12 protein-coding genes are annotated in these 13,238 nt (G+C 70.1%); 6 read left to right on the forward strand and 6 right to left on the reverse strand.

The annotated features are described in order from the left end of the window. Positions 1-103 precede the first annotated feature (103 nt). Positions 104-1,198 (reverse strand): PAS domain-containing sensor histidine kinase, encoded by a 1,095-nt coding sequence (locus tag AKJ13_RS06825; RefSeq protein ID WP_050732675.1) that lies wholly within the window; start codon positions 1,196-1,198, stop codon positions 104-106. 117 nt (positions 1,199-1,315) lie between these two features. Then, positions 1,316-1,948, reverse strand: a complete 633-nt coding sequence (locus tag AKJ13_RS06830) for a helix-turn-helix transcriptional regulator (protein ID WP_007567824.1) — start codon at positions 1,946-1,948, stop codon at positions 1,316-1,318. A 587-nt stretch (positions 1,949-2,535) separates the two neighbouring features. Here AKJ13_RS06830 and AKJ13_RS06835 point away from each other — a divergent pair. From AKJ13_RS06835 to AKJ13_RS06850, 4 genes are all read left to right on the forward strand, one after another. Next, positions 2,536-2,886, forward strand: a complete 351-nt coding sequence (locus AKJ13_RS06835) for a DUF952 domain-containing protein (RefSeq protein ID WP_050732772.1) — start codon at positions 2,536-2,538, stop codon at positions 2,884-2,886. Next, positions 2,883-3,959, forward strand: coding sequence for a quinone-dependent dihydroorotate dehydrogenase (locus tag AKJ13_RS06840; RefSeq protein ID WP_050732676.1), 1,077 nt, complete (start codon positions 2,883-2,885; stop codon positions 3,957-3,959). The genes AKJ13_RS06835 and AKJ13_RS06840 overlap by 4 nt, the downstream gene beginning before the upstream one ends. A 317-nt stretch (positions 3,960-4,276) precedes the next feature. Continuing rightward, positions 4,277-6,574, forward strand: a complete 2,298-nt coding sequence (locus AKJ13_RS06845; protein ID WP_050732677.1) for an FdhF/YdeP family oxidoreductase — start codon at positions 4,277-4,279, stop codon at positions 6,572-6,574. A gap of 5 nt (positions 6,575-6,579) precedes the next feature. Further along, positions 6,580-6,846 (forward strand): hypothetical protein, encoded by a 267-nt coding sequence (locus AKJ13_RS06850; RefSeq protein ID WP_050732678.1) that lies wholly within the window; start codon positions 6,580-6,582, stop codon positions 6,844-6,846. Between the two features lie 16 nt (positions 6,847-6,862). Here the strand turns inward: AKJ13_RS06850 and AKJ13_RS06855 are convergent, their stop codons facing one another. Together AKJ13_RS06855 and AKJ13_RS06860 are read right to left on the reverse strand one after the other, a co-directional pair. Continuing rightward, complete coding sequence (locus AKJ13_RS06855; RefSeq protein ID WP_050732679.1) at positions 6,863-7,342, reverse strand: VOC family protein; 480 nt, start codon at positions 7,340-7,342, stop codon at positions 6,863-6,865. Positions 7,343-7,420: 78 nt separating this feature from the next. Further along, complete coding sequence (locus AKJ13_RS06860) at positions 7,421-7,840, reverse strand: glyoxalase/bleomycin resistance/extradiol dioxygenase family protein (protein ID WP_050732773.1); 420 nt, start codon at positions 7,838-7,840, stop codon at positions 7,421-7,423. Between the two features lie 387 nt (positions 7,841-8,227). Between AKJ13_RS06860 and AKJ13_RS06865 the strand changes: the two genes are divergently transcribed. Continuing rightward, the gene (locus tag AKJ13_RS06865) at positions 8,228-9,856 is read left to right on the forward strand and encodes a cyclic nucleotide-binding domain-containing thioredoxin-disulfide reductase (protein ID WP_050732680.1); all 1,629 of its coding nucleotides are present in this window, start codon (positions 8,228-8,230) and stop codon (positions 9,854-9,856) included. A gap of 468 nt (positions 9,857-10,324) precedes the next feature. Here the strand turns inward: AKJ13_RS06865 and AKJ13_RS06870 are convergent, their stop codons facing one another. Then, complete coding sequence (locus tag AKJ13_RS06870; protein ID WP_007567840.1) at positions 10,325-11,218, reverse strand: CoA ester lyase; 894 nt, start codon at positions 11,216-11,218, stop codon at positions 10,325-10,327. Positions 11,219-11,434: 216 nt separating this feature from the next. On the opposite strand from AKJ13_RS06870, the gene AKJ13_RS06875 reads away from it, so the two are divergent. Further along, complete coding sequence (locus AKJ13_RS06875; RefSeq protein WP_050732681.1) at positions 11,435-11,773, forward strand: hypothetical protein; 339 nt, start codon at positions 11,435-11,437, stop codon at positions 11,771-11,773. Positions 11,774-11,848: 75 nt separating this feature from the next. On the opposite strand, the gene AKJ13_RS06880 is transcribed toward AKJ13_RS06875, so the two are convergent. Next, positions 11,849-13,228 carry an MATE family efflux transporter gene (locus tag AKJ13_RS06880; RefSeq protein ID WP_050732682.1) on the reverse strand — a complete coding sequence of 460 codons (1,380 nt, stop codon included), beginning with the start codon at positions 13,226-13,228 and terminating at the stop codon, positions 11,849-11,851. Between the last annotated feature and the right edge of the window lie 10 nt (positions 13,229-13,238).

Here is a 13,238-nt window from a genome sequence, read left to right on the forward strand (position 1 = left end):
AACCGAGTGGCGGAAGCCGCCGACGACTATATGGTGACGGGTCAGCGCGGGTTTTAGTCCGCGCCTCTCGTCGTCGTGATGACGTTTGTCGCGGGCCGTCTCCTCAATGCAGCGTCCGGTCCGGCGCCGCCGGGAGGGCGAGGCGGACTTGGGTGCCCTCCCCGGGCCGGCTGTCTAGGGTGATCGTGCCGTTCTGGCGCTTCATCAGCCCGTGCACGATCGCGAGGCCCGCGCCCCGTCCGGCCTCGCGGCTGGTCTGGAACGGCGCCAGCGCCCGGGCCAGCATCTCGGGCGACATGCCGTGCCCTGTATCGCTCACCACGATCCCGACCGTGCCGGACCCCGGCTGGTGCATGGCCCGGTCGTTCGGATCGACCCGGAAGGTCGAGAGGGTCAGGGTGCCGCCCGCCGGCATGGCCTCGCAGGCGTTGGCGACAAGATGCCGCAACGCGAACTCGATCTGGGTCGGGTTGCTGATCGCCCGGGGCAGGCCCGGTGTGGTGTTGACGGTGAGGCGGATCCCGGGGGGAAGGTCCGGCGCGAGCCGCTCGGCGAGATCCGCCACGATAGCGTCGAGATCCACCGGGCGCACGTCCGGGGCGATCCGGCGGGAATAGGCCAGGAGCTGTCGGGTCAGGATCGCGGCCCGCTCGGTGGCGTCGGCCGAGCGGCTGAGCGCCCGCTGGATGAACGGCTCCGGCCGGTCGCCCAGGCGCCGCTTCAGCCCGTCGATGTAGCCGATCAGGATCTGCAGGAAGTTGTTGAATTCGTGGGCGACGCTGTTGGTCAGCAGCCCCAGGGCCTCGCGCTGCCGCGACAGCGCCAGCGCGCCCTCGGCCTCGCGCCGCGCCGTGACGTCGAGCATCTGACAGACGGTTTCGTCGGTCCCGGGGAGCCGACCCACGGCCAAGCTCGCCCAGAAGCTGGTCCCGTCCGACCGCACGGCGAGAAATTCCTGCGCCGCCTCGGCGGCTAGGTCCGGGGCCGACCCGCGGGTCGCCAGGATCAGGTCGAGGCCGCGCTCCGCCAGTGCCACGGCCGGATGCCCTGTCAGCCGCTCGAAGGCCGGGTTGGCGTGCCGGATACGGCCCTGCGCATCCACCAGAAAGCTCGGCGTGGGCAGCGCATCGAGGAGCGCGCGGGCCTGCCCCGTCAGCGGACCGCCCGCCTGGCCGTGATCCGTCCCGGGCTGCGTCATGCTGCGTCCGAGCTGAGCGGGTGCGGGAAACCCGCGAGGAGGCCCGCGATAACGACGAACCGCGGCCGGGCCAAGTGCGGTCGGTCCAAGTGCGGCCGACCTATTCTCGGAGCGCGGCTACTGCCGGACCCACATCACCCGGGCCATCCAGGCGACCTCGCCGATGTTGAGGACGCGGTCCTCGTGCTCCGGATTCAGCGAGACCAGCTCCACGGTGCGGGCGGTTCGGCGCTTCAACTCCTTGGCGAGGACCTCGCCGCCATGAAGACGCACCACGACCCGGTCGCCCTTGCGTACGCTGGCGGTCGGCGAGACGATGAGCACGTCCCCGTCGCGGAACAGCGGCTGCATGGAATCGCCCTGAATCTCCAGCGCGAAGGCGCGCTCCTCGCCGAGATCGGGGAACTCGATCTCCTCCCAGCCGGCGCCGCCGGTGGGCATGCCCTCGTCGGTGAACAGCCGCCCCGCCCCGGCCTGAGTCAGGCCGATCAGCGGGACCATGGTGCGGGCGGGAATCTCCCGGGCCTCGATCAGGCGCAGGAACTCGTCGAGACTGGCGCCCGTGGCGGCCAGGACCTTCGAGACCGATTCCGTCGAGGGCCAGCGCTTGCGCCCGTCGGCGCCGATCCGTTTGGAGCGGTTGAAGCTCGTGGCGTCGAGGCCCGCGCGCCGGGCGAGCCCGGAGGCGGAATAGCCATGGCGCTCCGCCAGACGGTCGATGGCGTTCCAGATCTGCTCGTGAGACAGCATGTCGGGCTCGAAGGCTCAACGTGAGCGGGCCGGCACCCCCGTCTCGCCAGCCGGCACCCGGCTGCCTCAAGGGCACGAAGGCAATCCCCCCAGAGGATTCGGACCGAAACCGCCGGAGAAGCGCGGAATATTGAAGACCGTCACGAGCCGGTCCGAGTGCCTCGTCTCGGACACCGTTCTGTGACGCTCAGCCTAGTCGTAGGAAAGTAGAACTACAACCAGCAGAATGCAATCGCCCATGGAATCGTTCTGGTTTCCGGGTGTTGCTGGCCGAGAGCGGCGCGTTCGGGTGCTCGCTATGATCGACCCTCTCCACCCCATCCCCTCATCCTGAGGTGTCCAGCGATCGTAGAACGATGGCTTGAGGGACATCTCCGGATAGAGCCGCGATCCCTTGAGGCCTCCTCCGGAGGGCCTCTCTTCGCAGCCCCGAGATGACGGAAGTGTTGCTCGAGCTGCTTCTGCAGCGCCTTCGAACGGCTCGCGGGATAGCTCCTGGCGCATGCGTCGACCGGGACACGCCATCCGCCCCGGTTCCGGCGCCTGGGCCGATGGGCTATGGACCCTCCGATTTCCGGGGAATGACGATGCCGCTCATCTACAAGATCTGCCCGCGTACGCTGTGGCGCGAGGCCGAGGCGGTGGGGCGGTTCACCGGGGCGCCCGTCGATCGGGCGGACGGTTTCATCCATTTCTCCACCGCCGAGCAGACCGCCGAGACGGCGGCCCGCCACTTCGCCGGCCAGGGCGACTTGCTGCTGATCGCGGTGGAGGCCGACAGGCTGGGCGCCGCCCTGCGATACGAGCCGTCGCGCGGCGGTGCGCTGTTCCCCCATCTCTATGGCGACCTGCCGTTCTCCGCGGTCGCGTCGGTCGAGGAGCTGCCCCTGGACCAGGATGGGCGGCATGTCTTGCCGGCCGGGATGCCGCGCGCATGATTGCCGCCGCCTTCCCGCTGGTCCGCCCGCTACTGCACCGGCTCGATGCCGAGCGCGCGCATGACCTCACCCTGCGCGCCCTGTCGCTGATGCCCCCCGGCCAGCCGGCCGCTGACGATCCACGGTTGGCCGTCGACCTGCTCGGGCGCCGCTTCCCCAACCCGGTCGGTCTGGCGGCCGGCTTCGACAAGGGCGCCCGCGTGCCGGACGCGATGCTCGGCCTTGGCTTCGGCTTCGTCGAGGTCGGCGGCGTGGTGCCGCAGCCGCAGCCGGGCAATCCGCAGCCGCGGGCGTTCCGCCTCCCCGCCGACCGGGCGGTGATCAACCGCTACGGCCTCAACAGCGAGGGGCTGGCGGTGGTGGCCGGACGGCTGCGCGCTCGGGCCGGCCGGCCTGGAATCGTCGGGGTCAATATCGGGGCCAACAAGGACTCGACCGACCGCCTGGCCGATTACGTCATCTGTACCAGGACCCTCGCGCCGCTGGTCGATTTCGTCACGGTCAACGTCTCCTCGCCCAACACGCCGGGCTTGCGCGACCTGCAGGGCGAAGCCTTTCTCGACGCGTTGCTTGGCCGCACCGTCGAGGCGCGCGATGCGGCCGGTGCCAAGGCCGCGGTGCTTCTCAAGATCGCCCCCGACATGGCTCTCGACGCCCTCGACGCGCTCTGCGCCACGGCGCTGAAGCGCGGCGTCCAGGCGCTGGTGGTCTCGAACACCACAGTGGCGCGGCCCGGCAGCCTGGCCGAGAAGAGCCTGGCCCGCGAGACCGGCGGCCTCTCCGGCCGGCCGCTCTTCGGCCCGGCGACCCGGATGCTGGCGCAGACCCGGCTCCGGGTGGGCGACAGGCTGCCGCTCATCGGCGTCGGCGGCATCGATTCCGCCGAGGCCGCCTGGACCAAGATCGAGGCCGGGGCGAGCCTGGTCCAGCTCTACTCGGCCCTGGTCTATGACGGGCCAGCGCTGGTGGATCGCATCAAGGCCGGCCTGCTGAAGCGGATGGCGGCAGAGGGCGTCTCCGCCCTCCGACAGGTCGTCGGCCGCGGCGCGGAGGCGCTGGCCCGCGCGGAGTGAGTGCCGTTCGATCCCGTTTTCCAATTGGCCACCGTCCTTGCGAGCGCAGCGAAGCAACCGAGGGATCCGCACGGTTCGGCGCTCGCGTGCCGCCCTGGATCGCTTCGCTGCGCTCGCAAGGACGGGGCGGGATCGAACGGCCGCAGAGCGTCCGGCCCGCTAGTTTAGAAAGGCTTTGCCAAGCGGTGACTTAGCCTGTGCCCCATGCATGAGGGGCCTGCGCGCGCCTGGCATTGTGACACCTGTCCTGTGCCGCTTATCTCGCGGTTGCGAAATTGCGAGCCAGTCTCGCGTTCATAGAGCATCCAGGACAATCCATGGCCCAGCCTGACGGGGCTCCGAAGCGCTCATCCGCCGCCGGCGGCTGGGGCGCTCTGAAGAGTTGCGGCAAGCATCTGCTCGGCTCCCGCGCGCCGCTATCGGGCGCGCGCGCCTTGCTGAAGGCGAACCAGCCGGACGGGTTCGACTGCCCGGGCTGCGCCTGGGGCGATCCGGAGCACGGCTCGTCTTTTGAGTTCTGCGAGAACGGCGTGAAGGCGGTCTCCTGGGAGGCCACCGACAAGCGCACGAAACCGTCCTTCTTCGCCCGCCACACGCTGGCCGAGCTGCGCACCTGGAGCGACTTCGCCTTGGAGGGCGAGGGCCGCCTCACGCACCCGATGCGCTACGATGCGGCGAGCGACCGCTACCTGCCGGTGAGCTGGGACGAGGCCTTCGCGGAGATCGGCGCGACCTTGCGCGGCCTCGACCATCCCGACCAGGCCGAGTTCTACACCTCCGGCCGCGCCTCGAATGAGGCCGCCTATCTCTACCAGCTGTTCGCCCGCGCCTACGGGACCAACAACTTCCCCGACTGTTCGAACATGTGCCACGAGGCCAGCGGCGTCGCGCTGATCGACGCCATCGGTATCGGCAAGGGCACGGTCCTGCTGGAGGATTTCGAGAAGGCGGATGCGATCTTCTGCGTCGGCCAGAATCCCGGCACCAACCACCCGCGCATGCTCGGCGACCTGCGTCGGGCGGCCGAGCGCGGCGCCAAGGTCGTCGTGCTCAACCCCGTGCGCGAGCGTGGGCTCGAGCGTTTCGCCGACCCGCAGAACACCGTGGAGATGCTGCGCGGCTCCAGCCAGCCGATCGCCAGCCACTATCTCCAGCCGCGCTCCGGTGGCGACATGGCGGCCTTCCGGGGCATTGCCAAGATCGTGTTCGCCCGGGACGCCGAGGCGCTAGCCTCGGGCCGGCCCTCGCTGCTCGACCGCGCCTTCCTGGAGCACCACACCGCCGGGCTCGACGCCTATCGCGCCGTCGTGGAGGCCACGAGCTGGGACGCGATCCTCGACCAATCGGGCCTGACCTACGACGACATCTCCGCCATGGCTGATGTCTATCTCGGCGCGCAGCGGGTGATCGCAACCTGGGCTATGGGCGTGACCCAGCACCGCCATTCGGTGGCGACCGTGCGCGAGATCGCCAACCTACTGTTCCTGCGCGGCCATATCGGCCGGCCCGGCGCCGGCCTGTGCCCGGTGCGCGGCCATTCCAACGTGCAGGGCGACCGCACGGTCGGCATCAACGAGCGCCCCTCGGTGGCCTTTCTCGAATCGCTGGAGCGGCATTTCGGCCTCGCCATGCCGCGCAAGCACGGCCACAACGTCCTGGCGGCGATCCGGGCGATGCGCGACGGCAGGTCGAAGGCCTTCATCGGTCTGGGCGGCAACTTCCTGCGGGCGACGCCGGATACCCCGGTGGTGGCCCAGGCGCTCGCCTCCTGCCGCCTAACCGTCCATATCGCGACCAAGCTCAACCACGCCCACCTGGTGCCGGGCGCGATAGGCTACCTGCTGCCCTGCCTAGGTCGCACCGAGATCGACCGGAGCGCGTCCGGCAAGACCCAGATCGTGACCGTCGAGGATTCGATGAGCATGGTCCACGGCTCGGGCGGCATCAACAAGCCGGCCTCGAAGGAGCTGCGCTCGGAGATCGCGATCATCGCCGGCATCGCCGAGGCCACGGTCGGCTCGGCCGCGATCGACTGGGCCGGGCTCTCGGCCGATTACGACCGCATCCGTGAGGCCATAGCCGCGACGATCCCGGGCTTTTCGGAGTACAACACGCGGGTGCGCAAGCCGCGCGGCTTCATGCTGCGCAACCTCGCCGCCGAGCGGGTGTTCGAGACCGCCTCCGGCCGGGCCAACTTCTCCGCCGACGCTTTGCCGGCCGAGACTGAGCACCAGGTTGCGAAGAAGTCGCAGAACACGTTCGTGCTGCAGACCTTCCGCAGCCACGACCAGTACAACACCACGATCTACGGGCTCGATGACCGCTACCGCGGCGTCTACGGCGAGCGGAAGGTGCTGTTCGCCCATCCGGACGACCTCGCCGAGATCCGCGACCGGATCGGCGAGCGCGTCGACATCGTCGGGCTCCACGCCGACGGGGTGACCCGGCGGGCCGAGGATTTCCGGCTGGTGCCGTTCGATATGCCCCGGGGCGCCGTGGCGGGCTACTACCCGGAGCTGAACGTGCTGGTGCCGCTCTCGACCTTCGGTGAGAAGAGCGACACGCCGACCTCGAAGTCGGTGCTCGTTACCCTGGAAGCCCGGGCGGCGGCCTGAGCCGCATGGGCCGCGATCTCGACGAGGCGGCGTTCGTCGCCGCCCTCGACCGCCGGACCGCGGCCCAGCCCGGGATGGACGCGCTGGAAGCGGGATTGCTGGCTGCCCTGGATCTCGGCCTGCCGGGCGACAGTCGGGCCTTCGCACGCAGCTTCGGGGTGGAGCACGCCCTGGTGCTGCGCGCACTCTCCACACTGGAGGAGGACGGCCACGTCACTGTGACCGCCCGCGATGCGCGCACCCAGCGGACGCGCTACGACCTAGCGGCGTAGCGCCTGATCCGGGACTTCACCGGCCGACAGCCGCCGACTCCAGGGCGGCGACGTCGAGCTTCACCATCGCCTGCATGGCCGCGAAGACCCGAGCTGCCACCGCCGGATCGGGATCGGCGAGGAGGCGCGGCAGGGTTTCCGGCACGATCTGCCAGGGCACGCCCCAGCGGTCGCGCAACCAGCCGCACATCATCTCCGCGCCGCCCGCCGCGGTAAGGGCGCCCCAGAGGCGGTCGACCTCGGCCTGATCCGCACAGGAGACGGAGATCGACGCGGCGGTCCCGTACGCGGCCGGGATCCCGCCATTCAGGGCCTGGAAGCTTTGGCCGCCCAGCGTGAACGCCACCAGGATCGCGGCGCCGGGCTCGCCCCCGGGCCAGGGGCCCGGCGCCCGCAGGATCGGGCCGAGGCTCGAGTCCGGCACCAGCGACACGTAGAACCGCGCCGCCGCCTCGGCGTCGTGGGCGAACCATAGACAGGTGCTGATCGTCGGCATGGCGGCATTTCCCGGGCGGATCGGATCGGCGCGGCGCTAAGGGTTGGCCGCGCGTTCGGCTTCTGGATGACGGGGGGCTCAGCGCTTCCCCTGATTCATCGCCCAGACGATCCCGAACGGATCGCGCAGCTGGCCGTAGCGGTCGCCCCAGAACATCTCGGCCGGCTCCATCAGGGCGGTCGCGCCCGCCGCGACGGCCTGGGCGTAGCGCGCGTCGATGCCCTCGACCATGAGCATCAGGGAGAAGGCCTGCGGTGCCTGCAGGGGATGGCCGTGCTCAGGAAAGGCATCACTCAGCATCAGCGACGAGCCGTTTACGTGGAGATGGACGTGCATGGTGCGGCCCTGATCGTCGACGGGCATTGCGGAGACGATCTCGGCCCCGAAGGCGCGGACGTAGAACTCGGCCGCCTTCATGGCGCCGTCCACCGTCAGGTAGGGGACGACCCCGCCCTTCACCGGGGCCGCGGCCGGCATCTCTGGATTCGCGCTGCTCATCGTGCCTCCCTGGGTTTTCAGGGGCGCGCCCAAGATCCGCGAATCGAACGGCATCCGATGCGGCCCGTCGAATATCGTCTCATTCTCGGACCGATCAGTCGAGATGGGTGCGAATATTGAATGCCGCCGAAGCATTACACTGGACGCCCGTATTCGCCAGAGCAAGGCGGGAGGGTCTTAAGCCCAGGTCCGGCGCAGAACCGAATGCCCCCATAGGCATCCCCGCTCTCGGGAGGCGACCCAGCGCTGCGCGCCACCAGCCAGGACGCGAGCCAAGCTTGACCTTGAACAATCCTTCGTTGCACCTCGGCCGGGCATCCGGATGCCGGCTGTGTCGCAGGCCCGCGATGCCAATCCGCCTATGCCGCTGTGTGAAAGGGGCAGGACATGGAAACGATCGGCCCTGATCTGCGCGTGATGCAGCGCGTTCCCCTGGCGGCCTCGCATGTCGCCGCGATCCGGGCCGCGGGCGTTCCGCGGCTTTACCCGGCCGGGACCTTCCTGGCGCGGCCCGGCGAGCCGGCGGACCGCTTCGTCTATGTCGAGGACGGCGAGGTCGAGGTGGTGAACCCGTTCACGGACGAGCGGCACCTGCCCTCCACCCTCGGGCCGACGCAGTTCATGGGCGAGATCGCGTTCCTGAACGGCGGCAGCTGGTCGATGCCGATGCGCGCGGTCACCGACACCAACGTGATCGAAGTGCCGCGCACCGCGATGCTGCGGCTGATGGCCGAGATCCCCGAAATGTCGGACATCGTCATCACCGTCCTGGCGGCGCGGCGGCGGCGCCAGCTCGATTCACGCGACGGCACCCTCGTGCTGATCGGCGAGGATGACGACCGGGCCGTCCGGCGGATCGCAGAATTCGCGAGCCGCAACCGCCTGCCCTACCGGTCCTACGCGCTCGGCAGCCCCGAGGCGGCGTCCGTCGCCAGGAGCTGCTCGGTTCCCGCCGACCGGCCCGCCGTGGTCTTCGGCCGGAACAACGTCGTGACGGATCCGACGCCCGACAAGGTCGCACAGCTCTTCGGCCTCAACTACAACCTCATGGACGACGAGGCTTTCGACGTTCTGATCGTCGGCGGCGGCCCGGCCGGCGTGGCCGCTGGCGTCTATGCCGGCGCCGAAGGCCTGCACGCCCTGGTGGTCGAGGATATCGCAATCGGCGGACAGGCCGGCACATCGAGCCGGATCGAGAACTACATGGGGTTCCCGACCGGGATCTCCGGGGCCGATCTGATCTGGCGCGGCGAAGTCCAGGCCGTGAAGTTCGGCACGCGGTTTGCCATGCCCCGGCGGGTGGTGAAGCTGGAGCGGCTCGAAGACGGCGCGTATTGCGCGACCTTCGACAACGCTCAGCGCGTCCGGGGACAGGCGGTCGTCGTCGCCACTGGGGTTCAGTACCGGCGCCTGCCGATCGACCGCCTGGAGGCCTTCGAGGGGGCCGGCGTCTATTACGCGGCCACCGAAATCGAGGCCCGCTATTGCAAGAACACCGAGACCATCATCGTCGGCGGCGGCAATTCCGCCGGGCAGGCGGCGATGTTCCTCAGCCGCTCCGCCCGGCATGTCCGGCTTCTGGTCCGCGGGCCGTCGCTGGCGACCTCGATGTCGCGCTACCTGTCGAGCCGTCTGGAAGCGGATCCGGCGATCACCATCGAGTACGGCGCCGAACTCAGCGCGCTGCACGGGGACGACGCGCTCGAGGCCGTGACCATCCGCACCATCGCGGACGGGACGGTCCGGACGATCCCGACCTGCGCCGTGTTCGTCATGGTGGGAGCGGCACCCAATACCGGCTGGCTGTCCGGCCTCGTCGAACTCGATCGCAACGGCTTCGTCCTGACCGGGGAAGCGATCGGCGCTGGCTCGCCCTACGCCACCTCGCAGCCGGGCATCTTCGCGGTCGGCGACGTGCGCGCCCATTCCGTCAAGCGCGTCGCGTCCTCGGTGGGCGAGGGATCGGTCGTCATCTCCAAGGTCTGGGATTATGTCCGGGACCGCGAGCCCGCTTAGGCCTGGCGGCTCGACCGTCAGGTCGGCCCACCCGCACCCGCCGTCGTAGGCGCCTTCCGCGGCAAACCGTTTCCACGCCCTTCGCGGCGACGGGCGACACAGGTCGGACGATTTATCTCGGAGCTTGATACCCGGAAACCCGCGCCGTCATTCGGGACGCCGCAGGCGAGCCCGGACCCGAACGGGCCGCTGGACGCGCAAATCCGGAAACGGTGCCGGTGCAAGGGCTTTGTACGTCGGCGGCTCTGGATCCCGAGCTCCGCTGCGCGGCCTCGGGACGACGGTGCGTGACGACTTCGGTCCAGCCTCACCGGAAGGAGACGAAGCCTTCCGGCTGGAGGACATGAGACCCCCGCCTCTGTCACCGCAAGGCTGCGGAGAGCGCGTCGCCCCCGGCCGCGCAACCTCCGGAAGCGTCCTGTAGGCCGCTTTGCGCGCGCACCGGAGGATGCGGGCTGGAGCGAAGTCTCAGAATCCCTTCGCCTTGATCGCCTCCGCCCAGGTGACGGCGCGGCGGTTCACGCCGAGGTGCTGGCGCTCGTAGAGGCGGCCTTCGAGCTTGATCGCGCCGCGCTTGGCGTATTCCGGGCGCTCGAACGCCTCGATCACCAGCTTGGCCCGGCGCACCTCCTCCTCGGTCGGCGCGAACGAGGCATTGGCCGGCTCGAGCTGGGTCGGGTGAATCAGGGTCTTGCCGTCGAAGCCGAGGTCGCGGGCCTGGCGGCACTCGTCCCGGCAGCCCTCGGTGTCGGCGATGTCGTTGTAGACGCCGTCGAGGATCGCCAGGCCTTCGGCCCGGGCGGCCGCCAGCGCCATCATCATCCAGGGCAGCATCGGCACACGGCCGGGGACGATCTTGGCCCAGGTGTCCTTGGCCAGGTCGTTGGTGCCGAGCACCAGGCAGGTCAGGCGGTTGCGCGGGTCGCGCTTGGCCCGGGCAATCTCCTGGATGTTGAGGATCGAGGCCGGGGTCTCGATCATCGCCCAGACCGCGATGCCCTCGGGGGCGTCGAGGGATTCGAGCCGGTCCGCGATGCTCTCCAACACAGCCGAGGACGACACCTTCGGCATCAGGATCGCGTCGGGCTTGGCCTCGATGGCGGCGTGCAGGTCGGCCTCGCCCCAGGGGGTCTGGGGAGCGTTGACCCGGATCACCAGCTCGCGGCTGCCGTATTCCCCGCTCTTGACCGCGGCGCAGACCTGGTCGCGCGCGATCTCCTTCTCCTCCGGGCCGACCGCGTCCTCGAGATCGAGGATGATGCTGTCCACCGGCAGGGTCTTGGCCTTGTCGAGCGCCCGCTGGTTCGAGCCGGGCATGTAGAGCACGCTCCGGCGCAGGCGCAGGTCCGTCGTCGTGGCCATGGGCATCTCCCTCCTGCGGCCGCTCCTCGGCCGGTCTTCGTTGCGGTGCACCCTAGAGCAGAACGTCCCGCGCGCCACATCGGCTTGCGCGGGATCGGTGAGTCCGTGCGGCGTTTGATACTGTCCGGCGGGCGACTGTATCGAGCCGTGCTTTGGTCATGTTCTCACGGCTAAAGGCCAGCTCTGTCCAATCCTTGGATCCCGGGATCCGGTCTCATGCGCGCTTTCACGACTGTCTACATCCTGGCCGGCCTGACCCTGGTCGGGGCCGCCGATCCCGCCCATGCCCAGAGCCGGACGACCCTGGGGGTCGGCTCCGGCGCAGTTGCGGGCGCCCTGGTGGCGGGTCCGATCGGGGCAGTCGCGGGCGCCGTGGTCGGCGGGTTCGTCGGCAATTCCAGCGAGCGCGGACGGCGCCATGTGCGCCGGGTCCGGCGCGCCGGCAGCGTCCGCCGGGCGCCGCAGCGGCGGGCCGAGGCCGAGCTGCCGCGCGCCGCCGCGCCGGTCGCCCGAGCCGCGCCGCCGGCCGCCACGGCCTGGAAGGATCCGCACTGACCGAAAGCCGGCAACGCATTCGTGGCAAGGCTGCCACTTCGGCAAAGAGACGCCGCAAATGCCGGCCCGCCAAGGCTACGCGAAGTCGGGCGCGGTTTTTCCGGCGGCGGAGGGCCGCGGCCCGCGAAACGTTTCGCGCATCAGCCCCGGGAACGCGACGGCCTGAAACAGGCCCCGCGCCCCCAGGAAGGCCACGAAGGCCAGCCACAGCCCGGTATTGCCGAGGCCCAGGGCCAGGACCATCGCCAGGACCGCGCCGTAGATCGCCAGCGCGCCCAACATGAGATTGCGCATCGCCCGGGTCCAAGTGGCGCCGATATAGATCCCGTCATAGGCGAAGGGTGCCGCCGCGGCGAGCGGCGCCAGGGCGGCGAGCGGCAGATAGGCCCGCGCGGTTTCGCGCACCGGCGCGCTCGTGGTGACGAAGTCGATGAAGGCCGGGCCGCCCAGGAAGGCGAGCAGGCCGACCGCGATTCCGAACGCCAGGCACCAGCGCAAGCTCAAGGCTGACGCCCGCCGGAACGCTTCCGCGTCGCGCGCGCCCACCGCCTGACCACACAGGGTCTCGGCCGCGGTGGCGAAGCCATCGAGGAAGAACCCGCCGATCATGAACAGATTCCACAGGACGGAATTGGCCGCCAGCACCACGTCGCCCTGCCGGGCGCCCAGCGCTGAAAACAACACGATGGCGGTGATCAACGCCAGGGTGCGCAGGATCACGTCGAGATTGACGCTCAGCGTCCGGCTCAGGGCCTTGGCATCTCGCAGATCGCGCAAAGGCACCCGGAACGGCCGCGAGCCCAGCCGCGCCAGCACGACCAGCCCGAGCGCCAGCCCGGCCGCCTCCGCGCAGAGAGCCGCCAGCGCGGCGCCGGCGAGCCCCATGCCGAGGCCGAGGACGAAGGCGAGGGTCAGCCCGACATTGACCAAGTTGATCGCCACCTGCAGCAGCAGACCGAGATCGGTCCGCCCGCGCCCCAGCACTGAGCCGAGCACGCCGTAGCTCGCCAGCACGAACGGGGCGGACAGGATGCGGATGTGGAAATAGGTGGCGAGGCCCGCGATCACCGCCTCGCTCGCGCCGCTCACCGCGAAGGCCGCCTGTGCGATCGGCCATTGCAGCGCGACCAAGCTCAGGCCGATCAGGGCGGCCGCCATGATCGCCCGGGCCAGGATGCGGTCGACCTCGGCGCCGTCGCGCGCGCCGACCGCCTGGGCGGTCAGCCCTGCAGTGGCCATACGCAGAGCCCCGAAGGACCAGAAGATCGCGTCGAAGATCACGGCGCCCAAAGCCACCGCGCCGAGCAGGGCTGCGTCGCCGAGCCGCCCGATTACCGCCGCGCCGACGAAGCCCAGCATCGGCGTCGTGACGTTGGCGAGCGTCATCGGCAGGGCCAGGGCCAGCACGCGACGGTGCGTCGGCAGGACCCGGGCGGCGGCAGGCGGATGCGTCATGCCGCAACCT

Origin of the sequence: Methylobacterium sp. ARG-1 (assembly GCF_001262595.1) — a bacterium.
GTDB lineage: Bacteria > Pseudomonadota > Alphaproteobacteria > Rhizobiales > Beijerinckiaceae > Methylobacterium > Methylobacterium brachiatum.

Bases quoted from the DNA above. Each gene is read 5' to 3' on its own strand.
- AKJ13_RS06825 (WP_050732675.1), bottom strand. From the start codon at position 1,198: ATGACGCAGCCCGGGACGGATCACGGCCAGGCGGGCGGTCCGCTGACG.
- AKJ13_RS06830 (WP_007567824.1), bottom strand. From the start codon at position 1,948: ATGCTGTCTCACGAGCAGATCTGGAACGCCATCGACCGTCTGGCGGAG.
- AKJ13_RS06835 (WP_050732772.1), top strand. From the start codon at position 2,536: ATGCCGCTCATCTACAAGATCTGCCCGCGTACGCTGTGGCGCGAGGCC.
- AKJ13_RS06840 (WP_050732676.1), top strand. From the start codon at position 2,883: ATGATTGCCGCCGCCTTCCCGCTGGTCCGCCCGCTACTGCACCGGCTC.
- AKJ13_RS06845 (WP_050732677.1), top strand. From the start codon at position 4,277: ATGGCCCAGCCTGACGGGGCTCCGAAGCGCTCATCCGCCGCCGGCGGC.
- AKJ13_RS06850 (WP_050732678.1), top strand. From the start codon at position 6,580: ATGGGCCGCGATCTCGACGAGGCGGCGTTCGTCGCCGCCCTCGACCGC.
- AKJ13_RS06855 (WP_050732679.1), bottom strand. From the start codon at position 7,342: ATGCCGACGATCAGCACCTGTCTATGGTTCGCCCACGACGCCGAGGCG.
- AKJ13_RS06860 (WP_050732773.1), bottom strand. From the start codon at position 7,840: ATGAGCAGCGCGAATCCAGAGATGCCGGCCGCGGCCCCGGTGAAGGGC.
- AKJ13_RS06865 (WP_050732680.1), top strand. From the start codon at position 8,228: ATGGAAACGATCGGCCCTGATCTGCGCGTGATGCAGCGCGTTCCCCTG.
- AKJ13_RS06870 (WP_007567840.1), bottom strand. From the start codon at position 11,218: ATGGCCACGACGACGGACCTGCGCCTGCGCCGGAGCGTGCTCTACATG.
- AKJ13_RS06875 (WP_050732681.1), top strand. From the start codon at position 11,435: ATGCGCGCTTTCACGACTGTCTACATCCTGGCCGGCCTGACCCTGGTC.
- AKJ13_RS06880 (WP_050732682.1), bottom strand. From the start codon at position 13,228: ATGACGCATCCGCCTGCCGCCGCCCGGGTCCTGCCGACGCACCGTCGC.